Source organism: Thalassotalea psychrophila (genome assembly GCF_031583595.1).
Classification (GTDB): domain Bacteria; phylum Pseudomonadota; class Gammaproteobacteria; order Enterobacterales; family Alteromonadaceae; genus Thalassotalea_A; species Thalassotalea_A psychrophila.
The window spans coordinates 4,049,716-4,074,984 of sequence record NZ_CP134145.1 but is presented as its reverse complement, the minus strand read 5'-3'; the positions used below and the strand labels follow the sequence as shown (position 1 = coordinate 4,074,984).

The following is a 25,269-nucleotide window of genomic DNA, read 5'->3' as shown; positions in this document are numbered from 1 at the left end:
AAAACCTATGGATTTTACAAACAAGCTCGGTACTTTAGATACCGGCATTTTTATTACTTATGTAATTTGTCTTTTGTTCGTTGCTTTGTGGATTTCTCGCAGCGAAAAGAAAGAAGGTGCAAATACAGAAGATTATTTCTTAGCAAGTAAGTCATTGCCTTGGTGGGCTATTGGTGCTTCGCTTATTGCTTCCAACATATCCGCTGAGCAGATCATCGGTATGTCAGGCTCTGGTTATGCCATAGGCTTAGCTATTGCTTCTTATGAATGGATGGCGGCGATCACCTTGATATTAGTAGGTAAATACATGTTGCCTATCTTCTTGAAAAATGAAATTTTCACCATGCCACAGTATCTTGAGCAACGCTTTGACAATAAAGTTAAAACGACCCTTGCTTTGTTTTGGTTAGCGGTTTACATCTTTGTTAATTTAACGGCGGTACTTTGGTTAGGTGGCTTAGCAATTGAAAGCGTTGCCGGTGTTGATTGGATGTACGGCATGATCTTCTTAGCAATATTCTCTGTTGCTTATTCTTTATATGGTGGCCTAAAAGCAGTTGCTTATACCGATATAATCCAAGTGGTATTACTGGTTTTTGGCGGCTTATTCTTAAGCTACCTAGCACTAGATGCTGTGTCAGGCGGCGAAGGTTTCCTTGCTGGCTTTGGTGTATTAACTACTGATATGTCTAGCCATTTTGATATGGTACTAAGCCCTGAAAACGAACACTATATGAGCCTACCAGGTATTTCTGTATTAATTGGTGGTATGTGGGTTATGAACCTAAGTTACTGGGGTTTCAACCAATATATTATTCAGCGCGCTTTAGCTGCTAAAGATCTTAAAGAAGCACAAAAAGGTATTGCCTTTGCAGCTTATTTAAAACTTTTAATGCCATTAATCGTTGTATTACCGGGTATTGCAGCCGTAGTTCTTTATCCAAGATTAGCAACTCCAGATCTAGCTTATCCATCAATGATGGCACTTATGCCTGTTGGTATTAAAGGCCTAGTATTTGCCGCTTTAGTTGCTGCGATTGTTTCATCTTTAGCATCAATGACCAATAGTATCTCAACCATCTTTACTATGGACATTTATAGCAAAATGAAGCCGAATAAATCTCAGCATCATTATGTGGTCGTGGGTCGTATAGCAGCATTAGCATCACTATGTATTGCATTGGTAGTCTCGGAGCCTTTATTAGGTAAGTTTGACCAAGCATTCCAGTACATCCAAGAATTCACTGGCTTCTTTACTCCAGGTATTGTGGTAATTTTCATGATGGGTATGTTCTGGAAACGTGCAACATCAAATGGCGCATTAGCGGCAGCACTTGGCTCAGCAGCATTATCATTCTTGTTCATGCAGTTCTGGCCAGAACTACCGTTTATGGATCGCGTTGGCTTAGTGTTCTTACTATGTTTAGGGTTATGTTATGTAGTTTCTATGATGGGCAAAGCACCAGAGCAAGACAGCAGCGTTAGCTTAGATGAAGTAAGTTTTGTTACTGAAAAATCATTTAATATTGCCGCTGTAGGTGTTGTACTGATACTGATCGCTTTATATGCAACGTGGTGGTAATACACGGCACTAAGTAAATACTAGTCACCCACTCGAACCTTTCGAGTGGGTTTTTTAACAATTCAAAATCTCACATGAACGACTAAAAATTCAAGGATAAAACATGAAAGTACTCGTAACCGGTGGTGCTGGCTATATTGGCTCGCATACAGTTTTAACTTTACTGAACAGCGGATATGACGTTGTTGTTTTTGACAACCTTTGTAATTCAAGTGAAGAATCTTTAAAAAGAGTTAATAAACTAACCGGTAAAACAATTGAGTTTGTTAAAGGTGACATTTGTAATGCCACTCAATTAAATACTGTTTTTGAACAGTTTGAAATTAAAGCTGTAATTCACTTTGCCGCTTTGAAAGCTGTGGGTGAATCCACTGAAATCCCGTTGCGTTATTATCATAATAACGTTCATGGAACAGTTTGCTTACTTGAGGTAATGCAAAAACATAATGTGCAAAATTTTATTTTTAGCTCGTCCGCTACCGTTTATGGCGAAGAGAATGATGTTCCGTATGTTGAAACGATGAAATTGGGTACTCCATCAAGCCCTTATGGCGCAAGTAAAGTCATGGTAGAACGAGTAATGGCCGACTTTGCTATTTCTAGCTCGAGTTTTAGAGGTATATCACTGCGCTATTTTAACCCTATTGGCGCTCATGAAAGCGGTGAAATTGGCGAAGATCCAAAGGGTATTCCAAATAACTTACTGCCTTATGTTGCTCAAGTCGCGGTTGGTAAGCGTGAAAAGCTTAATATCTTTGGTGATGACTACCCGACAACTGACGGTAGTTGTGAACGAGATTATTTACATGTTATGGATTTGGCTGAAGGCCATGTCGCAGCATTGAATTGGTTAAATGCGAATGATCAATTTAAAGGTGTTGAAGCCTTCAATTTAGGTACAGGTAACGGTGTTTCGGTTTTTGCCATCGTTAAAGCATTTGAACAAGCAACCCAAAAGCCTATCGCATTTGATGTTGCACCGAGAAGGGCTGGAGATTTACCCGCATTTTGGGCCGATGCTGATAAAGCAAATAGCCAACTAAACTGGCAGGCAACACGCAGCTTAGAACATATGATGATTGATACTTGGCGCTGGCAATCAAACAATCCAAATGGGTATGAGTAACATGAATAATGTTAAAACAATTTTATTGCGGAACAATAGTGGTATGTCGGTTGAAGTTTGCAATTTTGGCGCGCGAATAACATCGATCAAATTTCCAATTAATGGCGAAGCTACTGAGATGACCGTTGCTTATCAAAATGCTGAAGATTATCTTGATGATAGTTTCTATTTAGGTGCGACCTGTGGGAGAGTGTGTAACCGTATTAGCAATGCTCAGTTTGATTTAAATGGAAAAACATACCAGTTAACAAAAAACGATGCAGAAAATTGTTTGCATGGTGGTGTCGAAAATTTTGCTAGAAAATATTGGTCTATTGATTCGGATCCTGTATCTACAAAGCAAGTAACTTTATCGTTAACATCTATTGATGGTGACCAAGGTTTCCCTGGTACTTTGCAGATATCGGTACAATATCAGTTAACTGAAGAAAACGAACTAATCGTTAATTATTTGGCTAAAAGTGATGCCGCGACGCCAATTAATTTAACAAACCATACTTACTTCAATTTAGGTGAAGCTACTTGTGAAGCACTGATGGTACAAATTAATGCTTCACATTATTTGGAGCGAAACCAGCTTAATACACCTACAGGCAATATAATTTCAGTTACTAACAACGATTATGATTTTCGTCAGCAAGTAAGTATAGGAGTTAGGCAGGCCAATACAAACGATCAAGAGTTAGCCTTGATGCAAGGTTATGATCATTGTTTTGTATTAGATGATTCAGCAATAGCATCTGAAAAGGCGGTAATTTTATCATTGCAAAATAACGTTAAAATGACGATGTATACTGACCAACCTGCCATGCAGCTATATACAGGTTCTTATTTAAGCGGTGAATTTAAGCGTTATCAAGGGCTTTGTTTAGAGGCGCAGAATTATCCTGACGCCGTAAACTTTAATCATTTCCCAAGCAGTATACTGCCACCCAACGAGCTATATAAACGCGAAATACGATTTAAATTCAGCAACGTATAAAACTTATATGGATGTTAATTAAACGTAAAGAAAAGTAAGTATGGTTTAATTATTCACTTTAAAGTTTAATATATGGCTAAAATTAAACTTAGCCGCATATTGGTACATAATTGAAAACGTTAAAAAAGTATACAGCCCTTCTAACAATACTATGCTGTTTTGGTATGCAAAAATCTTTTGCAGGCAATATTGAACAAGCTGATATTTATTTTCAGCAGCAGCAATATAAACTAGCTTTAGGCGAATATATAACTCTGGCCGATGGTGGTAATGCTCGAGCTTTTTATCAACTTGGCGCAATTTATTATAATGGCTTTGGTGTAGACCAAAGTGAAACAAAAGCATTAGTGTGGTTTGCTTTAGCTGCAGAACATGACTTTGAAAACTCGGTCGAAATCGTAAATGACTTACTTTCTGGAGTACCAGCAACAGATAAAGAAAAACTCCTAGCTATAATTGCTCAATTTAAAAAGGCTTACGGTAAACAAGGTATCCAAGATAAATATTTTCCGCAAATTAATGAAGCAAACCTTTCCGAAAAAATTGTCTATTCTAATGGCAAACAGTTAGACGCTTTCTATATAACAACTGATGAAGGCTTTATTGAAGATGATGACAGTGAAGTTGCGTTTGATGATGAAATATACGATTCAGAAGGGTTTTCTGAAACAGAGACATTTAAAAAGTCATCGGTATTAGAAAACTTTAAAAACAGACCTTATATGTTGGTTGTTGACTACGACATAGCCCCTGATGGCTCTCGGAGAAACTTTAACCCGGTACAAGTCATTGGTAACCCGAATAAAGGTATTTTAGATCTTTCTTATAGCAACTCTTTAAAGCCGACATTTAAAGGCAAAAGTGTGAACTTTGTGCATCGTTCATATTTAGGTGTAGCTAATTATGGCTCATCTGAAATTCGTCGAGAGCTCAGTTTTTTATATTCACGGGTAACACGGTATGTTCGCAAACTAGCTGATAGTGAAATTCCAGAGGAACAGTATCAGCATGCTGCGGCATTAATGTACTTTACTTGGTTGAAACGAGAAGAAGGGCAAGTTGAAGCATTACTAAAAAGCTCATCTAATGGTGGCTATATTCCAGCACAATTTGAATACGGCTTGCTGCTTTATCGAGAGCAAAAAGATATAAAATTAGCAGTTGAGTTAATTTCAAAAGCTGCTCAACAAGGCTTTACCCAAGCCCAATATCGTTTGGGAAGACTTATATTGGATAGCCCATGGATTATGAACGATGAGAAAAGGGCTTTGTTTTGGTTAGAGTTAGCTGCCGAAGAAGCTCACGTAGGTGCTGCTTTAAAAGCCAGTGAAGTTAAGCTTTTATCAAAAAATAAACAATTACTTGATGTATCAGGCGCAATTGAATTGTTAGATAAATTAACTGAAGAAGAAGCAGAAAACCCTGAATACCTTTACCTACAGGCATTAGCACATAACAATATGCGACCACGAAAGTTGTCCGTGGCAGTTACCTATATAAGAGAGGCAATCGAGCTTGGTGATGATCGAGGCTGGGATATATCCCTTTGGGAAAATACTTTAAAAGGATGGACTTCTGGTGGCTCTGTAACAATTGTTGAAATGGCAACTGACGATTGATATATACACAGAATGTTTAGGTTAAAAATTTTTGAGCCCAGGCGACTTCCCATAAATAACCGGCAAAAATCGTTAATCCATAACTGTTTTAACGATTTCTTTATCGGTTACTATTTAAAAACACGATAACTACACTATTTATTTTCTTTATTGGTATTACTCCTGTACAATACGCGCCCAAAGTGGTGCTGTGCATAAATGCATGTGCACAGTAGATCTACTAAACCTAAAGGCTAAAGATAGTGTTAGAAAACTTACGTAACATCGCAATCATTGCGCACGTTGACCATGGTAAAACAACCTTGGTTGATAAATTACTCGACCAATCAGGCACATTAGATGCTCGTACAGGTCATGACGAACGAGTAATGGATTCAAACGATATCGAGAAAGAACGTGGTATCACAATCCTTGCAAAAAACACTGCAATTAACTGGAACGAGTACCGTGTAAACATCGTAGATACTCCTGGTCACGCCGATTTTGGCGGTGAAGTTGAGCGTGTTATGTCAATGGTTGACTCTGTACTTCTTATTGTTGACGCACAAGAAGGTCCTATGCCACAAACACGCTTTGTTACTAAGAAAGCGTTTGCTCAAGGTTTAAAACCAATTGTTGTTATCAACAAAATTGATAAGCCAGGCTCTCGTCCTGATTGGGTTATGGATCAAGTTTTCGATTTATTCGACAACTTAGGTGCTACTGATGAACAGTTAGACTTTAAAGTTGTTTACGCTTCAGCGATCAACGGTTGGGCATCACTGGAAGAAGGCGTGGAAGGTGAAGATATGACACCTCTATTCCAAACTATCATAGATCAAGTTCCAGCTCCAGATGCTGATCAAGATGGTTCATTCCAAATGCAAATCTCTCAACTTGATTACAGCTCTTACTTAGGCGTAATTGGTGTTGGACGTATTACCCGTGGTTCAGTTAAGCCTAATCAACAAGTAACTGTTGAAGGCTCAAACGGTAAATTACACAACGGTAAAGTAGGTAAAGTATTTGGTTACTTAGGTCTTGACCGTAACGAAACTGACATTGCCCATGCTGGTGACATCATCGCAATTACTGGTTTAGGCGAACTTAAGATTTCAGATACTATCTGTTGTCCAAATGAAGTTGATGCATTACCGCCATTATCGGTTGATGAACCAACAATCAATATGACGTTCCAAGTAAATACTTCTCCGTTCTCAGGACAAGAAGGTAAATATGTTACTTCTCGTAACATCAAAGAGCGTTTAGATAAAGAGCTAGTTCACAACGTTGCACTACGCGTTGAGCAACTAGACGATCCTGATAAATTCAAAGTATCTGGTCGTGGTGAACTTCACTTAGGTATATTAATTGAAAACATGCGTCGTGAAGGTTACGAGTTAGCTGTTTCTCGTCCAGAAGTTATCATGCGTGAAGTTAATGGCCAAAAAGAAGAACCATATGAATCAGTGACAATTGATGTTGAAGAACAGCATCAAGGTCCGATCATGGAAAAAATGGGTATTCGTAAAGCAGAACTTACTGATATGGCACCAGATGGTAAAGGTCGTATTCGTATGGACTTTATTATGCCAAGCCGTGGTTTAATTGGTTTCCAAACTGAATTCATGACGCTTACTTCAGGCTCAGGTTTGATTTACCATACATTCTTAGAATACGGACCTCATAAAGGTGGCGATATTGGTCAACGCTTAAACGGTGTTATGATCGCGAACGCAACTGGTAAGGCTCTTACTAACGCAATCTTTAACTTACAATCTCGTGGCCGCATGTTAATTGGTCATGGTTTAGATATTTACGAAGGTCAAATAATTGGTATTCACTCACGTGATAACGATTTAACCGTAAATGCTCTTAAAGGTAAGCAGTTAACTAACGTTCGTTCATCAGGTACTGATGAAGCACAAACATTAACGCCGCCAATTATCATGTCTTTAGAGCAAGCTCTTGAGTTCATCGATAACGACGAGTTAGTTGAAGTAACACCTGATAGCATCCGTATTCGTAAAAAGTTCTTAAAAGAAAATGAACGTAAACGTGAAGGCCGTTCTGCTAAGTAATTATACTTAACACACCGTTTAGATGTTTTAAAATGCCAGCTTATGCTGGCATTTTTTTTACTTCAAGGAAGAAGGAATGCAAATCGCCAGGGATGGCAGTAGATTTGTACTTCAGGGATGAAATAACTTAGAATTGCCAGGGACCATTCCTTCACATCCTGTGATCATGGCATATACAACATCCATGTTGAAAATGGTTTGAATTCTGTTACTTCAAGGAAGAATGAATGCAACGCCTTTCCATATATCCTCGGTAACTGCTCCTGCGTTACCCTAATACACGACATCCATGTCGTAATGTATCCAAGGCATGTACAACTTTCATGTAGAAAGCTGCAATAGGTTTGTACTGTAATACTAATAATAGCTATACCCTTGTAAAGTTTAAGGATTAATTGCTGAATATTAATGCAATCAAACCGAATTTAACGGTAAAAAGTTGCTTATTTACTGTATTAAGAGTATTTTTGACGATGGTAAAAAAGAATAAGAATAAGACGCATTTCAACTTAATAATGTGAAAGCGAACTTATTCATTAAATCATTATTAAGGGTGAATTATGGACATCATGGAAATTATTAATTTCTTGGCTCGTTGGAGCCACTTACTATTCGGTATGACTTGGATAGGACTTTTATATTACTTTAACTTTATTCAAGGTGGCTACTTTAAAACAGCTACTCCTGAAGCATTAGCAGACGCTAAAAAACACTTAGCACCTTCTGCTCTTTGGTGGTTCCGTTGGGGCGCAATGTTCACTTTCCTAACCGGTTTAGTGTTACTAATGGGCGTTACCAAAATGAATGTATTAAATGATTACATCGTTGTTGGCGCTACTATGGGTACATTGATGTTTTTAAACGTTTGGTTAATTATCTGGCCAAACCAAAAAATTGCCTTAGGTATGGTTGAAGGTGACGGTCCTGCTGCTGGCGGTAAAGCACTTTTAGCTTCTCGTACTAATACATTATTCTCAGGCCCTATGGCATTCTTCATGATGGCTGGTCCACACTTTGGTGGTTACGGTTTAGGTTGGGGTTCTACAGCGATGTGGGTTGCCTTAGCTATCATTGCTGCTCTTCAAGTAAATGCTATTGTTGGTAAGCAAGGAACTATGACTACTGTTAAAGGTGTTATTACTTCTAGCTTAGTATTAACTGCAGTATTAGTTGCGGTATTAAAATTAGTTTAATTTTCAACTGATTAAATCTTAGAAAAGCCGAGTTTTATACTCGGCTTTTTCATTTGTGCGTTATACTAATTGAAAATTATATTTATAAATCATTCTATGAAATCAGTTTTAAATGCTCTATTCACAATTTTTGTTGTAGCTAGTTTTAATTGCCAAGCAACTGACAAAACTGTTGATGTTGGTTCGCAAGCAGGGCAAAAGCTTGCTGAACAACAACATAAAGAAAAACTTGAAGCTCAACAGCTCGCCGCTAAGGGCACCGGTTTAGATCCAACAGAAGTTATTGGTCGAATTGAATTTAACTATACATATTTAGAGCAAAAAAATGGCACAGAACGACATAGTGGGGTTTTAAAGTTAGACACCGATTTAGATAGCAAAACTATCGCCGGCATGGAAGTCCCATTGTCATCAGCAAAATTATCCGATGGTAGCAGTCAAAATGGTATTGGTGATGTTGGTTTCAACATTCGCCGATCTGTTTATGTTAGTCCATCTTTTTCAGTTATGGCGGGTGGTGGTATTACTTTGGATACTGCCAGTGATGATCAGCTCGGTGATGGCAGTCATAACGTAAGTGCAGGAGTGTTTACTGCTTGGCGCCATGGTACTTGGATGATCGCCAATATCACATCAATAAAATTTCATGAAGATCACGCTAAAGATTTAAACTCGTTCAGCTTAGTACCTCTTATTGCTTATCAACCCATGGGCAAATACCTAAGCTATGTTTCTTTAGGTTTACCTTTTAGTTATCGATATGAGTCTGAGGATGAAGTTATGAATGGCTTTTTAAGTTTTGGTAAAGTTATGGCTAACAAAGACGTTTACTCCGTTGGGTCTAAATTTAATATCAGCGGACCAGATAACGATGACTTCGTTTTAACCATAGGCTATAAACGTCTATTTTGATCGACTTTAATAATGAGTAAGCGGTCAACCGCTTACTCTAATAATCCTGACAAACTTCTATATCTTGCCGCATCTATAATTGACCAAAGGTGTACAAAGGCACCTGCAATCCACAGAATAAAACTAAAATATAAAACGCCACTGACAACAAAAAACAATAATGCTGCGAAAATTCGGCCTTGCACTAATTGCCCTAAACCTGGAAGAAAAATACAACAAATTGCCGCTAAAACATTACCACCTGATCCCGGTCGTGCCATTCTGTACTCCTAATTAATTTAATCAAATTGGATTTAAAACTTATATATCTAGTATAGTTAATATAACACTAAGAAAACCATAGATTAATTAATGAAATTGTCACAAATTATTGCACGTTATCCGAAAATGATCCCGATTTTACGGTTTGGACAGCATTATGTTAAGCGCTGCAAGCATGATCAAATTCAGGTATCCGCAGGCTATTTATCTTATGTTACGCTGATGTCATTGGTGCCATTAATATTAGTGATGTTTTCAATTGTCACCGCATTCCCTATTTTTGGTGAAATACATAATGACATTGAACGATTTATCTTTAGTCATTTTGTGCCTACCGCCTCTGAGCAAATACAAGCTCAAATAGATGGTTTTGTTTCCAATGCATCACAAATGCCGGGTACTGAAATATTCTTCCTATTTATCCTTGCTATGTTGCTTATATCGACAGTTGATAAGTCTTTAAATAGAATTTGGCGAATCCATACACGCCGTAAACGTATAACATCATTCGCGGTTTACTGGATGATACTAACACTTGGTCCGGTACTTATCGGTATCAGCATTATCGCTACGTCTTATATCATTTCACTTGTTTCTGGTAGTGGGGTAGATGCCACAAGTTTAAATAATCTATTACTCCGGGCATTGCCGTTTGTGGCATCGCTAGCCGGATTTTTAGTTCTGTATATGTTGGTGCCAAACACTGCTGTTAAATTTAAGCATGCATTAAGTGGCGCGGTGTTAGCTACAATATTATTTGAACTAGCCAAAAAAGGTTTTGCTATATTTGTTACTAAACTACCCACTTATGAAGCTATATATGGTGCGTTAGCTATTATTCCTATTTTGTTTATTTGGGTGTACTTATCGTGGTTAATTGTATTTATTGGCGCCGAAGTCACCGTTTGTTTGCAAGAAATTAGTGCTGGCAAGCATAAATCAGCTAAAATTAATTAGCGTAAAATTATTATTGGGATTATCTCTTTGCATAGCCTATATCCAAAAATTAAACCTAATCAAACTGAATACTTAAGTATTGGTGAACATAAAATTTATGTTGAGGAAAGTGGAAATCCAGACGGCATTCCTGTGATCTACCTTCATGGTGGACCTGGAGGAGGCAGTAGTAGTGACCATCGTCGTTATTTTAATCCTGAAAAATATAGAATTATAATTTTCGATCAGCGTGGTTGTGGTAAATCCACTCCACACGCAAGCACTAGCAATAATACTACTTGGGACTTAATTGACGATATTGAAGAGATTCGGGAGTATTTTTCAATTACCAAATGGCTGGTTGCTGGTGGTTCATGGGGTACAACGTTAGGTCTTGCTTATGGTATTAAACACAGCGACAGAGTAACCGGATTTATTTTACGTGGTATATTTTTAGGTACCGATGAAGAAACCGCATGGTTATATGGTAAAGATGGTGCAGGCGCAATTTATCCCGACCACTACCTAGACTTTATTGCTCCAATCAAGCATCAGCACTTTAGTGAGCCGGTAAAAACCTTTCATAAACTATTAACCTCTGACAATGAAATTGCCAGGATTGCAGCCGCCAAAGCATGGACATTATGGGAAACTCGAATTTCGGCATTACAAATTGATAAGAGCGATTTAACCAGCCCAGAAGAAACTCATGGTGCTATCGCAATGGCTTGTTTAGAAAATCATTACTTTATAAATCAATGCTTTTTTGAACCCGATTTTATTATTAAAAATATAGCTAAAATTGAACACCTCCCAGGCTTTATCATTCATGGTCGTTACGATATGGTTTGCCAACTTAAACAAGCCCACATTCTTGCTCAGCACTGGTCCAATGCACAACTGCAAATTATTCCAAAATCTGGTCATAGTGGCTTCGAAGTAGCAATAATTGATGCCATTTGCCAAGCATCTGATAAAATGGCCGCCTTTATTGAATCCCAATAAACATTGCAAAAATGCACAGCAAAGGTCAACAGACCCTATTACAAATATAAGAAAAATATATGATCGCGTTAGTACAAAGAGTAAGCCATGCTCATGTGTCTATTGATGGCAATATCAATGGGCAAATAGATAAAGGCTTAATGGTTTTATTAGGTGTTGAGAAAGGCGATGATCAAGCAAAAGCAAAGCGCCTTGCGCAAAAAGTTGCAACATACCGAATGTTTGAGGATGAGCAAGGAAAGATGAACCTCGACGTTGGTCAAGTGGGAGGCGATTTATTGGTCATTTCACAATTTACCCTGGCCGCAGATACAAAACGCGGAAAAAGACCAAGCTTTTCAGGCTCAGCAGAGCCAGGTTTAGGCGAAGAGTTGTATGATTACTTTTGTCTGCAATTAAGAGAGAGCGGTTTTAAAGTACCAACCGGAATTTTTGGCGCTGATATGCAAGTGACCTTAACTAACGATGGTCCTGTTACATTCACCCTAACCAGTTAAATCAGCAGAAGTATAATCATGCCAAAACCAATATTTACGGTTAAACAACCTATCAGTAAAGATGACTTTCAAGACTATCATCAACTTCGATTTGAACAATTAAGACAGCCTTGGGCACAGCCTAAGGGCTCTGAGGTTGATGAACTTGAAAATCAATCTGTACATCGTATGGTGGTAGATCAATTTGACAATGTTGTTGCTGTAGGGCGCTTTCATAAAACTACCTGCTTTGTCGCACAAATTCGATTTATGGCAGTAAGCGATAAGTATCAAGGGCAAGGGCTAGGTAAAACTATACTCAATGCGCTTGAGCGTGAAGCGGCAATTCAAGGTGTTACAACCATAGAGCTTAATGCCAGAGAGGTGGCAATAAATTTTTATCAAGCTTGTGATTATCAGTTGCACAATGAAACGCATACTTTATATGGTGAAGTAAAACACTTTGCTATGAGCAAAGCCGTTAAACCAATAAAGAATAGCTACACTCCATGGTTAGAAGAGCTTGAAGCCGTTTGGCATCGCACTATCCCCGTTTCTAAACATATGATTATTCATCCGGCTTCTTTAGTTGAACAGCAATTTACTGTTTGCGCTAACCGAGAAGCCAATATTAATCTGCATAACACTATGTTTGCCGGGAGCATTTATACCTTGGCAACGTTAACTGGTTGGGGATGGGTGCACTTACTAGTAAAGCAACAGCAGCTGCAGGGCGATATCGTGTTAGCCGATGCTGACATACGCTATAAACATCCTCTACATGGTCAGCCACTTGCCAAAATTCAGCAAAGTCTTACTTCGGGTAATATTGAAGTGTTAAGTAAAGGACGCAGAGCTCGAATAAAGGTACAGGTTGATGTTTATGATGGTGATAGAGTTGTTGCAACATTTAATGGAAAATATGTAGTGTTACCGATGATTAAAGCAGAACAACAGAATGAGGAAATTTAGTTGTCAGATCATCTTGATTATATAGGTAGTGTTGGCATCATAGGTGCCGGTTGGCTTGGTCTTCCGCTTTCATTAACTTTGCAAGAAAAAGGAGTGAAGGTAGTCGCAAGCGCTACAAACTTAGATAGTGAAGACAAGCTCAAGCAAAGAGGGCTTAACACTTGCCGTTTAAACTTGCCTGATATAGACAATACTTGCTCTTTACTACAATGCCAGCACTTAGTTATTTGTATTCCTCCAGGGATCCGATATGGGAAAAGTGATTATGTGGCAAAAATTTCAGCTATTGTAGATCAAGTTGAACTAGAACAATGCGCTGTACAAAGTATTACCCTATTAAGCTCTACCGCGGTTTATAATGGATTGTTTGGCGAGGTAACAGAAGATTCTGTGTTAAATTTACAAGGTGCAAAGGTTGATATAATGCATCAGGCTGAACAAGCCATATTAACCAGTAAGTGCACCAATAAAGCAGTTTTAAGATTAGGCGGTTTAATGGGCTATGATCGCCAACCCGGTCGTTTTTTTAATAATGGCAAGGTTATTCCTAATCCAGAATCCGTAATTAATTTTATTCATCGTGATGATGTTATCGGCATTATTTGTCAGTTATTGGTCAGCTTTCAAAATAATGTCTCATTGAAAAACCCAACAAATATATTTAATTGCGTTGCTCCTCATCATCCAACTCGGCGTAACTTTTATCAAAAGGCACTGAGCAGTTTAGGAATGCCTATGGCAAGTTTTAGTGATCAAGAAGAAAGTGATGGTAAATTGGTTAACAGTAAATTTATTGGTTATTTACAGTATCAATTTAAATACGCTGATATAATGGCTTGTCTAGAGAGTAGTAGTTAAGTGGTTGAACATTTTGTCAAAAAATAACAAATTAACATTTAACAAACTGATGAAGTTTTTCATTATTTTATTTATTCATATAACTCTATTAGACCTTTTTATTGTGTCGAGGAATGGACCAGTTTTTCTCTGGCAAGAAAATTTTAAAATTACCACTGTTGCGGTACACATAAGCCTGGTATTGTGCAGTTGCATTTTGCTATGGGTATTAAATATTGTTAACAATAAACTAGCTAAATAAGCATTAAATAAACAGAGACACTATGAATTTTGAAAGTAAATTTACCCTAAGTAAGCGCCACTTTAGTGAATGTTTTGAACAATCAAGTTCATTACAACCAAAAACTAATAAGCGTTACTTCAAAGCATTGGCTTTGTTTGCTTTAGGATTGTTTTTTTACTGGAGTCAAATTGAGGGTTTAAGCGCCCATCTTGGTATGTTCTTTTTTATTTTGGCTTTTGTTGATGTCCTAAGCGTAAAATTTGCTAAAGGTTGGTGGGTTACTCGGCAAATGTTCAGTAAAGCTGCGGGAAATGATGTAACAATAACTCTAAACGACGAAGGTATTAATATTGAATCAGACTTTGCCAAACAATTATTAACTTGGTCACAAATTCAAGCTTATCAAGAAACCGAAAAAGGCATTGTTTTAACTGCGGCGCAAGGTGGTAACAGCTATATCTCAAAAAGCTGTTTTAGTGATGATGCTTGGCTATTTTTGTTAGAAAAACTCTCTGCTAAGTAATAGCAAACATTCAGAGTAGGCTGACTTTCCTTAATAGATATTAAGTAGCTGCGTCTTCAGGAGTTTCTTTAGGAATGTTTAAATCTACACCATCCATCAGCAATAATAAGTCAGCAAATGCTTCCCTTAATTTAGATGATAGTTTTTGCGGGTAAGGTGTGCGGTTTAAAGTCGCCTTTGAATTTCCAATATAAATAGACTCAAATACCTTTTCTATAGATTTTATATCATTAAAGTCTATAGGCTTAGGCGTTATTTTCAATGAGGCTACGTACTCGTCGTATAACTCAGTGATTAGCTTTTGAGTGTCTTTTATTCTATCCATGAAGCACCTTTAATTAACTGTCTATAAAAAAAAGCACCTAAACTTAGGTGCTTAGAATCTCAGGGCGAGACTTAACTAATCAGTTAATAACGCTATGTTAACAACTACTTAACTATAAAGTTGTAACCGAAATGTAATTAATAATTACAATTTGTGCTCGCCTTGTATAACCTTTATACCTTGTTTTTATTAACCTTTGCAAGACCCATTGTATTCATCCATTGTTGGTAGTCGAGCAAATTAGCAGGCAATATCACTTTACGGCTTTCTTTGCTTAGTCCTTTCATCTGTTTTAAGTATTGTTCACTTAGTTGCATTTCTAAGGCTTTTTGACCACCTTCTTGGTTAATAACATTGGCTACTTTTTTTATCGATTCAGCCGTTGCTTTCGCCAAAGATAAAATCTCCGAAGCTTTACCCTCAGCAGCATTAATACGGCGCTGTTTTTCACCTTCTGAAATATTTATTGTTTCACGTTTTATACCTTCAGAGCGATTAATAACACTTTGTTTATCACCTTCACTTTTTGCCATTATTGCCCGGCGCTCTCGTTCAGCATTTACCTGCATTTCCATTGCTAATCGTACGGTTTGTGGCGGCGTTATATTTTTTATTTCATAACGATGTACTCTAATACCCCAAGCTTCACCGGCTTTGTCTAATACATCAACTACCTTTGCACTGATCACATCGCGCTCTTCAAACGTTCGGTCTAAATCTAACGTACCAATAACAGAGCGAGTTGTTGTTTGTGCTAGTTGCATCGCCGCAAAACGATAATCAACTATACCGTAGCTTGATTTAATTGGCTCAGTAACCGAAATATAGATAACCCCGTCAACTTCAACATTAACCTCATCTTTTGAGAAACACTCTTGCGGTGGCACATCTATGGTTTCTTCTTTTAAATCTTGGATGTATGCAACACGGTCAATAAATGGCAACAAAGCATGAAAACCTGCATCGAGGGTTTTGTGGTATTTACCCAAGCGCTCCACTACGTAAGCGGACTTAGTAGGGACTAAGCAAATTGATTGAAATAACTTCACAATAAAGGTTAAAAATATCGCGCCCCAAACGATTAATACAATTAAATCGGCTGGTGCATAACTATTTAAAAATTCCATTATTTAGCTCCTTGTGCTGTTGCTGTTACTTTATCCATGCCTTCGAAGAATCCTTCAAGTTTAGCAATCTCACTTGGTAAAATAGAAACATCGGCAGTATTTAAAACATTACCAACTTGTTGGATATACTCTTCCATCAAGCGCATTTTAATCGCATCATCGCCACAAGGCTGATTAGCAGCATCGGCAATTAAACTAATACCTTGCGCTGTTGCATCAGCAATAATTTCAATTTCTTTAGCGCGGCCTTCGGCTTCATTGATTTGTTTTTGTTTATCACCTTCAGACAAGTTAATTGCTTCTTGGCGATCACCTTCTGATAAGTTAATCATTGAATCACGAGCAGCATTGGCAAGCGTTATTTCAGCGCGTTTATTACGTTCAGCTTCCATTTGCTTTTCAAGCGTGTGAATTACATTTATTGACGGGGTGATATTGCGCACTTCATAGCGCAGTACCTTTATACCCCAAGGATCAGAGGCTTTATCAATTTCTCTAACGATGGTTTCATTTAAGGTGTCACGTTCTGAAAACGTTTGGCTCAAATTTAATTTACCAATCTCACTCCGCATTGTTGTTTGAGCTAAGTTAACACTTGCTCGGCGGTAATCTTCAATACCGTAACTGGCTTTAGCGCCATCCATTACTTTTATGTAAACCAAACCATCAACATCAATTTGAATGTTGTCCTTAGAAATACAGCTTTGCGCTGGTATATCTAATACTTGCTCCCGGGTTTCGTGCCTGTAGGCTACTCGGTCAAAAAACGGAATTAAAAAGTGTATACCTGGGTGCATTACCGCTCTGAATTTCCCTAATCGTTCAATTACACAAACTTCGCGCATTTCAACAATGAGTATCAGTTTGAATAAAATAAATAGTATGCCTAATAAGGCAAAAGTTAATACTGCAAACACATGACTCTCCTTAGTTAGAAGTTGATATTTAACATCAACTTCTACGTTTATTTAGCTTCTTACATTAAATTTTGGTTGAATTATTTTAATTAGTTAATTTTCTCAACCACATATGAGATGTTTTCCCGGCAAACAATTTTTACTTTTTCACCAGACTGAATTTCACTGCCATCGCCAAGAGCACTCCAATTTGTGCCTTGAAACTCTATTCTTCCTTTTTTATTACCAGGACCGATTGTTTCGATAACATCGACTCTTTGGCCAAACACATCTAGATTCTCATCGGTATTTTCAACTCGACTATCACCGCCAACCATCTTTTGGCCAACGTTTCTAAATATAATAAGTAGTACCATTGAAAGGATGAACCACAGGGTAAAAGCGTGTATCCAACTAGTAATAATGCCAAATTGCAGAGTTAGTGCAACAGCTAAGGCTGAAGTGCCAAGAAACACCACAATACCACCTGGAATAACCAATTCAGCTAGCATTAAAACAATACCAACACAGCCCCAGGCAAATACATCATTACTAAAATTCATTAGGTACCTCTTAATATTGTTAATTACTTTAATTAAGCTTGAATCTAAGCATAAACGCAATTAGTTTGTTAATAAGTCGTTAAACAATATAGCAATATTTTTATTTAATTGCGACATATTATGTCATGTGGTGATGTTTCAACTGTAAAAAAGTATGTCGTAACATCAATCAAAGTCATGCTAGATTAACTATATAATTAAACTAAAATTTTATCGTATTGTTAAAAGGGATGTCGTTTGTCTAATTCACAAGAGCTTTCATCACCAAATTCTTATGAGCCACTTTCGCATGCGGTGTTATGGATCATGGCTTTGTATGTTCCAACCATATTCTTAAGCATTATCATGGTGATGTACGCTGAGTCCAACCCGCAAATCATTGATACCGCTAAATGGTTAACAGATGGTGATGTGACAACGGTGTTTTCAATTTTAATGGCATTTTTTACTCTGCCGTTATTGGCTTATGGCACTAGCAATTTATCAGGAAAGCAACGATTTAAGTTTTTTGCTTTGCAAAAACGATTTAGTTTTAATGAATTTAAACCTTGGCTAATGCTTACACTTGTATACATAGTGTTGAGTTATTTGATTAATATTTTACTTGATGTACGCATGCCTGAGTGGATGCTAGAAATGCGCGATACCATAGACTATGGTTGGTTAAGTTTATTGTCAGTTTGCATTATCGCTCCTATTTTTGAAGAGTTGGTATTTCGTGGTTTTATTTTTAGTAAAATAGAGCGAACTCGTTTGAGAAAATCAGGAGCCGTTGTTGTTACAGCCGTAATATTTACTATGATCCACACCCAGTATGAAAACATCATATTAGCTGATTTATTTGTACTGTCCCTATTACTATCCTTTGTTCGTTTGAAAACTAATAACCTAAAATATTGTATTGCCATACACATGTTAAACAATATGGTGTCGGCATTATTTCTCTTTGGATAGTACCATTGGCCATAGATAATATTGCAGCAGGAACATGTTGAAACTCGCAAAATGATGGATTTTTCATATACTTTCTCTTATCTATTTATTAACTTAAGGTTAGTAATATCTTTAATCATATCAGGAAGTATGATGAATCCATTGCATTAATCACGGATGACTCAACAAAAGTTACATACAAACAGTTATATAGAGATGCATTAGAGTTTTCTAGGAAATTAGAAAATGACAATGAACGTAATTTTGTGGTTCTTGAAATGGCAAATAACGTCACAACAATTGTGTGTTATTTAGCATGCTTACTTAAAGATCATCCCGTCTTATTACTTGATGCCGATAATAAGCAGCAAAATCAAAAGATAATTGATAGTTATCAGCCTAATATTATTATTCATACTCAAAGCGGGTCACCTGAGATCACTGTCAAAAATAAAAAATTGATTAAACTCCACTCAGAGTTGGCAATTTTACTCACCACTTCTGGTTCAACAGGTTCTCCTAAATTAGTTAAATTATCTAAAAAAAATATCACTTCCAATACTCAATCAATATGTGAGTATTTACAATTGACTGATAAAGATCGAGCCATTACCTCACTAAAAGGTAATTACTCTTATGGTATGTCGGTAATAAACACTCATCTTTTTATTGGCGCCAGTTTATTATTGACCAATATGAATATTACAGATCATAGTTTTTTCTCATTATTTGATAAATTCAGCATTAGCAACTTTTCTGGTGTCCCATATAACTTTGAATTGTTAAGTAAGCAGAATCTGAACTTTGCAAATTTTCCATCACTTAGATTTGTAACCCAGGCGGGTGGTAAGCTATCAAATAATTTGGTTTTACAATTTGCCAAACAGGCGAAGCAGGGTAACTTCAAGTTTTTTATCATGTATGGTCAAACAGAAGCTTCACCAAGGATCAGTTATTTACCGCCTGATAAAACGCTTACATTCCCTGACTTTATTGGAATTGCTATACCAGGCGGAGAACTGTTGCTGTATGACGATAATGAACATGTTATAAACCAACCCTTGGTTGAAGGTGAGCTGGTATATCAGGGGGACAATATAATGTTGGGCTATGCTTCTACACCTGACGAATTGGCAGATGATGAGCAGATAACAAGATTAAAAACTGGAGACATTGCCTTTTTCAATGAGCAAGGCTTATATAAGATAGTCGGCAGAAAATCTCGTTTTGCAAAACCTTATGGTCTTAGAGTTAACCTAGATGACATTGAAGCATACCTCAAAGCTGAAGGGGTGATTTCGACCGTTACCTGTTTATCCGAAAATATTCTAGTATTTATTGTTGAAGATAGAGCGGCCGCTGATCAAAGAACCTTTTTAAATAACCATCTTGCTGCGGAGTTTCATTTACCTAAAGCAACTTTCATAATTAATTTCATTATAGAGATACCTCGCCTTGGTAATGGCAAAATCAATTATCAAATGTTAAATACACAAAGTTCCCTTATCTGTAAAAAATTAGCTGATGACACATCATTTTGGCAAGTCTTCAAACAAGAATTTTTAAGATCATTAAAGCTAAGTCATGAAAATTGGTCGGGCATTTTAGAAATTTTTGTGCACTTCTTTCCCAATCAAGATGTGAGTTTATCTTCTAGCTTTATTTCATTAGGTGGTGACTCCCTACAATACATAACAATATCGACCGAGGTTGAGCAATATTTAGCTTCTTTACCAAATAACTGGTCGTTATTAAGTATTTCTGAACTAGAAAGTATTAAGGCATATCATGGTATTTAAACAAGTAAATATAAATGCCTTTGTAAGAGCAACAGCGATATGTTTTGTTGTAGCAAATCATGCAAGTGGATTGAAGCTTGCCGGAGGAATGAATTTTTTGTTGCTACTGTCAGGATATAATCTTGCGTACTTTCTTTTCGATAAAAGCAGTGTTCAGATCGTCAAGTCGTTTTTTATTACCGTTGCTAAAATAGTTATACCTTGTATGGGGTTAGTAGTATTAAATTTTATCTACTTTAACACATTCCAGTGGCAAGAATTTTTTATGGTGAGTTACGCATTCAAGGTAAAAGCAGTATCTAACTTTCCTATCTGGTATCCACAAGTGTTAATGCAAATGGCGTTAATAATCACTCCGCTTATATTGATTTTTAACTTTTCCAAACATGTGGCTAAATATCCTGTTTTGGTATGCTTACTTTGTTTAATTGTTTCTTTAACTATTAATATTCTCAGTGAAAAACAATATCCATGGGGTAGGGAAGCACACCTGTATTTATGGAATTTTACTTTAGGGTGGGCATTATGGGCGGTGTTGAAGGTAAAAAATTTCAAAAATTGCCTGGCAGCAACTGCAATTGTATTAATCACCGCCTACTTGGTTCTTTTGCTGAATACGAATGGAAGTTATGACCCTATACTCAGGTTTATTATCTTTATTAGTATTTCGTTATTTTTTATTTGGTTTCAAGTGATAAAATTACCCTACATGTTGGCAATTTTGGTGTATTTAATTTCAAGCGCGACATTTTATATATTTCTATTTCATATGATATTGTTTGAGCTGTTTTATTACTTAACAGAGCTTGATAATGCAACTTTTAATCTTGATTTACCATTAAAATGCATTTTTGCGGTGGTGATCAGTGTTCTGCTTTGGGCAACCGTGAGCGCGGGACGAAAAGGTTTTTATAGCGTGCAGCAAGCAAGAAAATCGAACTGAGTTTTAATGATTTGAACCATTCGTGGCCATACTATATAAGCTCTCCCATGATCAAATAAGAATGTACGCCGTTTTCAACATGGAAGTTGTATATGCCATGGTCACAGGATGTGAAGGAATGGTCCATGGCCATTCTATATAAGCTCTTCCATGATCAAATAAGAATGTACGCCGTTTTCAACATGGAAGTTGTATATGCCATGGTCACAGGATGTGAAGGAATGGTCCATGGCCATTCTATATAAGCTCTTCCATGAACAAATAAGAATGTACGCCGTTTTCAACATGGAAGTTGTATATTCCATGGTCACAGGATGTGAAGGAATGGTCCATGGCCATTCTATATAAGTTCTTCCATGAACAAAAAACCGCAGTTGCTATTCACATCTGCGGTTTTATAATCCCTACTTTTAGCTTACAGCGATAAGTTATTTAAAATATCGTCATCAACTAAGTTAGCCAAGGTAACTTTTAGTTTAGGTGTTCTTGCCATTTCTCGTTTAATGGCAAAGTTAGCTTCTTCATTTCGTGCCCAACTGCGTCTAGCAATACCGTTGTTCACATCAAATAACAGCATAGACTTGAGTTTGCGCTCTGCATCTTCAGTACCATCAAGTAGCATGCCAAAACCACCATTTGTCACTTCACCCCAACCGACACCGCCACCATTATGGATAGAAACCCATGTAGCACCACGGAAACTGTCACCAATTACATTGTGGATAGCCATATCTGCAGTAAAGCGACTGCCATCATAAATATTAGAAGTTTCGCGATACGGTGAATCTGTACCACTTACGTCATGATGATCACGACCTAAAACTACAGGGCCAATCTCGCCGCTATTTATGGCATCGTTGAATGCTTTGGCAATTTCAATTCGACCTTGTGCATCGGCATAAAGAATTCGTGCTTGCGAGCCAACCACTAATTTGTTTTGCTTGGCGTCTTTAATCCAAGTGATATTGTCTTGCATTTGTTGCTGAATTTCAGCAGGCGACTCTGCCATGATTTTGGTTAACACTTGTGCTGCAATCGCATCGGTTTTATCCAAATCTTCAGACTTACCAGAAGCACATACCCAGCGAAATGGTCCAAATCCATAGTCGAAACACATAGGTCCAAGAATATCCTGAACGTATGAAGGGTACTTAAAGTCTATGCCATTTTCAGCCATTACATCGCCACCAGCGCGGGATGCTTCCAGCAAAAAGGCGTTGCCGTAGTCAAAGAAATAAGTGCCTTTAGCGGTATGTTTATTAACCGCGTCAGCATGACGCTTCAAAGTTTGTTGAACTTTAACTTTGAACACTTCTGGCTCTTCACGAATTAAACGATTCGATTCTTCATAACTGATGTCTACCGGGTAATAACCGCCCGACCAAGGGTTATGCAGTGACGTTTGATCTGAGCCTAAGTGAATAAATACGTCTTGCTCATCAAAAGCTTCCCATACATCGACAATATTGCCTATGTAAGCAATCGATACGACTTCTTCATTCGCTTGGGCTTCTTTAACTCGTTTAATCAACTCATCAATGTTATCGATAAGTTCATCAACCCATCCTTGCTGATGACGCTTAATAGCCGCTTTCGGATTTACCTCAGCACATACAGTAACGCACTTAGCGATGTTGCCAGCTTTTGGTTGAGCACCACTCATGCCACCTAAACCTGCGGTAAGAAAAACTTTACCTAGAGATGTTTCATCTTTATTTAGGACCTTACGGAACGCATTCATCACGGTAATTGTGGTGCCGTGAACAATACCTTGCGGACCAATATACATAAATGAACCCGCAGTCATCTGTCCGTACTGGGTAACACCTAAGGCGTTAAACTTTTCCCAGTCGTCTGGTTGTGAGTAGTTCGGGATCATCATGCCATTGGTAACAACTACACGGGGCGCGTCTTTAGATGACGGAAACAGTCCCATTGGGTGGCCTGAGTATAGATGTAACGTTTGATCACTTTCCATTTCACTCAAATACTTCATCGCTAACAGGTATTGCGCCCAGTTTTGGAAAACTGCGCCATTGCCGCCATAAGTAATAAGTTCTTCTGGGTGCTGAGCCACGGCTGGATCTAAATTGTTTTCGACCATCAGCATAATAGCCGCCGCTTGCTCACATTTTGCCGGGTAATCAGCAACTGAACGTGCTTTTAATTCATAGCTCGGCTTGAAACGGTACATATAGATGCGGCCGAAGTCTTTTAATTCCTGAGCAAACTCTTGTGCTAATTCCTGGTGCCACTCTTTTGGGAAGTAACGCAGGGCATTTCTAAGTGCTAACTGTTTTTCGTCAGCATTTAAAATATCTTTACGTTTAGGTGCACGGTTAGCGTCCTGCGGATAAGGTTTAGTTGCAGGTAATTCTGTTGGAATACCTTGCTTAATTTGTTGTTGAAAATCGATTAAATTTGTCATTATCAATGGCCCTATAATTAATGTTCAACGCTTACGTCAAACGCACGCGATTTAACCAGCTTTATCATGGCATCGATATCAGGTTTTAATAATCGATCTTCTTCAAGTTTGTCGACTTTGCTTCTGATTAGTGCAAAGTTTTTCTCTATGATGTCAGAGCATTTGTTTGGTCGTCTAAACTCAATTGCTTGTGCTGCATACATTAATTCAATGGCAAAGATTTTATCAACATTGCCTAATATTTGATTAAGCTGTCTGCCTGAAATACTACCCATAGATACGTGATCTTCTTGTCCCATAGACGTTGGTACACTGTCAGCCGATGGTGGGAAACACAAAGATTTGTTTTCCGTTACTAAGGCAGCCGTTGCATATTGTGGGATCATCATGCCTGAGTTTAAACCACCTGCTTTGGTTAATAGTCGTGGTAAACCGTGTAAACCTTCCAATAGTAAATAACAACGTCTGTCGGCAATGTTACCCAGCTCTGATGCTGCTATTGATGCATAATCTAACACCATAGCAAGTGGTTGACCGTGGAAGCTACCACCTGAAATGGCTTCTTCACTACTGATAACAATTGGGTTATCAGTAACCGAGTTCATCTCAATTTCAGCCATTTCTTTTAAATGGATATAAGCATTTCGTGATGCGCCATGTACTTGTGGAATACATCTTAATGAATATGGGTCTTGTACGCGATCGCACTCTTCATGGTCAGCCATATTTTGTGAATCCTTAAAAAAGGCTCTCATACGCGCTGCAACTTGCAAGTTACCGGTAAACGCACGAGTTTGATGAAGCTCGTCTCTAAATGGCGATTCACTGCCTTGCATGCCTTCAATACTCATGGCACCTGTTAAGTCAGCTAAGTCTAATAAATAACGCATTTTAGATAATGCAGTAATGGCATGGGATAAAATAAACTGGGTACCATTGATAAGAGCCAAGCCTTCTTTGGCGTGCAAATCCATTATTTCTAGACCGTGTTGTTTTAGAATTTCTCTTGCAGGAACAATATTTCCGTTTTGCCAAAATTCACCTTCGCCAATTAATGGTAAGAATAAATGAGAAAGTGGCGCTAAATCACCTGAAGCACCAACAGAGCCTTGCTCTGGAACAACAGGGATTAAGTCTAGATCGATAAAGGCTAACATACGCTCAACAACGTCAAGACGGATACCAGAAAAACCACGACTTAACGCATGAACTTTGGTGATCAACATTAGCTTTGAAATCGCTTTATCAATCGGCTCACCAACACCTACGGCGTGGGTAATGAGTAGGTTTTTTTGTAATAAATGGGTTTGCTCAGGTGAAATTTGTGTATCACATAGAGGACCAAAGCCAGTATTTATGCCATATATAGGTTCGTCTGAACTCGCCATTATTTCGACATTTTGTCGACTTTTATTGATTTGATCTAATGCTTCTTGGCAAAGTTCTGCTTTGATACTACCGTCGGCAATGCCACAGACAATATCGAGATCTAAATGGTCAACACCATAATTAAACGTCACATTATTC

Annotated in this window: 23 protein-coding genes; 16 read left to right on the top strand and 7 right to left on the bottom strand. The window is 37.7% G+C overall.

All coding sequences use genetic code 11. The features are described from left to right. Positions 1-7 precede the first annotated feature (7 nt). The 7 genes from RGQ13_RS16910 to RGQ13_RS16880 all read left to right on the top strand — a co-directional run bounded on the left by RGQ13_RS16910 (position 8) and on the right by RGQ13_RS16880 (position 9,474). Positions 8-1,582 (top strand): sodium/sugar symporter, encoded by a 1,575-nt coding sequence (locus tag RGQ13_RS16910; protein WP_348390911.1) that lies wholly within the window; start codon positions 8-10, stop codon positions 1,580-1,582. Positions 1,583-1,685: 103 nt separating this feature from the next. After that, the gene (gene galE / locus RGQ13_RS16905; RefSeq protein WP_348390910.1) at positions 1,686-2,708 is read left to right on the top strand and encodes a UDP-glucose 4-epimerase GalE; all 1,023 of its coding nucleotides are present in this window, start codon (positions 1,686-1,688) and stop codon (positions 2,706-2,708) included. A 1-nt stretch (position 2,709) separates the two neighbouring features. Then, complete coding sequence (locus tag RGQ13_RS16900) at positions 2,710-3,690, top strand: aldose epimerase family protein (protein WP_348390909.1); 981 nt, start codon at positions 2,710-2,712, stop codon at positions 3,688-3,690. A gap of 164 nt (positions 3,691-3,854) precedes the next feature. Continuing rightward, positions 3,855-5,309: a tetratricopeptide repeat protein gene (locus RGQ13_RS16895; protein ID WP_348390908.1), complete on the top strand. Its 1,455-nt coding sequence runs from the start codon at positions 3,855-3,857 to the stop codon at positions 5,307-5,309. Between the two features lie 239 nt (positions 5,310-5,548). Next, positions 5,549-7,369 carry a translational GTPase TypA gene (gene typA, locus RGQ13_RS16890; RefSeq protein ID WP_348393429.1) on the top strand — a complete coding sequence of 607 codons (1,821 nt, stop codon included), beginning with the start codon at positions 5,549-5,551 and terminating at the stop codon, positions 7,367-7,369. A gap of 560 nt (positions 7,370-7,929) precedes the next feature. Next, positions 7,930-8,562, top strand: a complete 633-nt coding sequence (locus tag RGQ13_RS16885) for a urate hydroxylase PuuD (RefSeq protein ID WP_348390907.1) — start codon at positions 7,930-7,932, stop codon at positions 8,560-8,562. 96 nt (positions 8,563-8,658) lie between these two features. Then, entirely contained in the window at positions 8,659-9,474 is an 816-nt protein-coding gene (locus RGQ13_RS16880; protein WP_348390906.1) for a hypothetical protein, read from the top strand. Positions 9,475-9,506: 32 nt separating this feature from the next. On the opposite strand, the gene RGQ13_RS16875 is transcribed toward RGQ13_RS16880, so the two are convergent. Continuing rightward, on the bottom strand, positions 9,507-9,734 hold the full coding sequence (locus RGQ13_RS16875; RefSeq protein ID WP_348390905.1) for a hypothetical protein: 228 nt from the start codon (positions 9,732-9,734) through the stop codon (positions 9,507-9,509). 91 nt (positions 9,735-9,825) lie between these two features. On the opposite strand from RGQ13_RS16875, the gene RGQ13_RS16870 reads away from it, so the two are divergent. The 6 genes from RGQ13_RS16870 (at position 9,826) to RGQ13_RS16845 (ending at position 14,728) form a co-directional block, all read left to right on the top strand. Next, the gene (locus RGQ13_RS16870) at positions 9,826-10,692 is read left to right on the top strand and encodes a virulence factor BrkB family protein (RefSeq protein ID WP_348390904.1); all 867 of its coding nucleotides are present in this window, start codon (positions 9,826-9,828) and stop codon (positions 10,690-10,692) included. 27 nt (positions 10,693-10,719) lie between these two features. Then, positions 10,720-11,676 (top strand): prolyl aminopeptidase, encoded by a 957-nt coding sequence (pip, locus tag RGQ13_RS16865; protein ID WP_348390903.1) that lies wholly within the window; start codon positions 10,720-10,722, stop codon positions 11,674-11,676. A gap of 59 nt (positions 11,677-11,735) precedes the next feature. Further along, the gene (gene dtd, locus RGQ13_RS16860; protein WP_348390902.1) at positions 11,736-12,173 is read left to right on the top strand and encodes a D-aminoacyl-tRNA deacylase; all 438 of its coding nucleotides are present in this window, start codon (positions 11,736-11,738) and stop codon (positions 12,171-12,173) included. Between the two features lie 18 nt (positions 12,174-12,191). Beyond that, on the top strand, positions 12,192-13,124 hold the full coding sequence (locus RGQ13_RS16855; RefSeq protein WP_348390901.1) for a bifunctional GNAT family N-acetyltransferase/hotdog fold thioesterase: 933 nt from the start codon (positions 12,192-12,194) through the stop codon (positions 13,122-13,124). Then, positions 13,125-13,982 (top strand): Rossmann-fold NAD(P)-binding domain-containing protein, encoded by an 858-nt coding sequence (locus RGQ13_RS16850; RefSeq protein ID WP_348390900.1) that lies wholly within the window; start codon positions 13,125-13,127, stop codon positions 13,980-13,982. 263 nt (positions 13,983-14,245) lie between these two features. Further along, positions 14,246-14,728 (top strand): YcxB family protein, encoded by a 483-nt coding sequence (locus RGQ13_RS16845; protein ID WP_348390899.1) that lies wholly within the window; start codon positions 14,246-14,248, stop codon positions 14,726-14,728. Positions 14,729-14,768: 40 nt separating this feature from the next. Here the strand turns inward: RGQ13_RS16845 and RGQ13_RS16840 are convergent, their stop codons facing one another. From RGQ13_RS16840 to RGQ13_RS16825, 4 genes are all read right to left on the bottom strand, one after another. After that, a complete protein-coding gene (locus RGQ13_RS16840; RefSeq protein ID WP_348390898.1) occupies positions 14,769-15,053 on the bottom strand; it encodes a hypothetical protein in 285 nt (94 codons plus the stop codon). Between the two features lie 173 nt (positions 15,054-15,226). Further along, positions 15,227-16,180 (bottom strand): SPFH domain-containing protein, encoded by a 954-nt coding sequence (locus tag RGQ13_RS16835; protein ID WP_348390897.1) that lies wholly within the window; start codon positions 16,178-16,180, stop codon positions 15,227-15,229. After that, entirely contained in the window at positions 16,180-17,097 is a 918-nt protein-coding gene (locus RGQ13_RS16830) for an SPFH domain-containing protein (RefSeq protein WP_348390896.1), read from the bottom strand. The genes RGQ13_RS16835 and RGQ13_RS16830 overlap by 1 nt, the downstream gene beginning before the upstream one ends. An 89-nt stretch (positions 17,098-17,186) precedes the next feature. Further along, positions 17,187-17,639 carry an NfeD family protein gene (locus RGQ13_RS16825; protein WP_348390895.1) on the bottom strand — a complete coding sequence of 151 codons (453 nt, stop codon included), beginning with the start codon at positions 17,637-17,639 and terminating at the stop codon, positions 17,187-17,189. A 237-nt stretch (positions 17,640-17,876) separates the two neighbouring features. Between RGQ13_RS16825 and RGQ13_RS16820 the strand changes: the two genes are divergently transcribed. The 3 genes from RGQ13_RS16820 (at position 17,877) to RGQ13_RS16810 (ending at position 21,314) form a co-directional block, all read left to right on the top strand. Beyond that, complete coding sequence (locus RGQ13_RS16820) at positions 17,877-18,593, top strand: CPBP family intramembrane glutamic endopeptidase (RefSeq protein WP_348390894.1); 717 nt, start codon at positions 17,877-17,879, stop codon at positions 18,591-18,593. 107 nt (positions 18,594-18,700) lie between these two features. Then, positions 18,701-20,371 carry a non-ribosomal peptide synthetase gene (locus RGQ13_RS16815; RefSeq protein WP_348393428.1) on the top strand — a complete coding sequence of 557 codons (1,671 nt, stop codon included), beginning with the start codon at positions 18,701-18,703 and terminating at the stop codon, positions 20,369-20,371. Then, positions 20,361-21,314 carry a hypothetical protein gene (locus RGQ13_RS16810; RefSeq protein WP_348390893.1) on the top strand — a complete coding sequence of 318 codons (954 nt, stop codon included), beginning with the start codon at positions 20,361-20,363 and terminating at the stop codon, positions 21,312-21,314. Before RGQ13_RS16815 ends, RGQ13_RS16810 begins: the two co-directional genes overlap by 11 nt. A gap of 415 nt (positions 21,315-21,729) precedes the next feature. Here RGQ13_RS16810 and RGQ13_RS16805 read toward each other — a convergent pair whose 3' ends face one another. Together RGQ13_RS16805 and hutH are read right to left on the bottom strand one after the other, a co-directional pair. Then, positions 21,730-23,742 carry a urocanate hydratase gene (locus RGQ13_RS16805; RefSeq protein WP_348390892.1) on the bottom strand — a complete coding sequence of 671 codons (2,013 nt, stop codon included), beginning with the start codon at positions 23,740-23,742 and terminating at the stop codon, positions 21,730-21,732. 17 nt (positions 23,743-23,759) lie between these two features. Continuing rightward, positions 23,760-25,262 carry a histidine ammonia-lyase gene (gene hutH, locus RGQ13_RS16800; RefSeq protein ID WP_348390891.1) on the bottom strand — a complete coding sequence of 501 codons (1,503 nt, stop codon included), beginning with the start codon at positions 25,260-25,262 and terminating at the stop codon, positions 23,760-23,762. Positions 25,263-25,269: the final 7 nt, after the last annotated feature.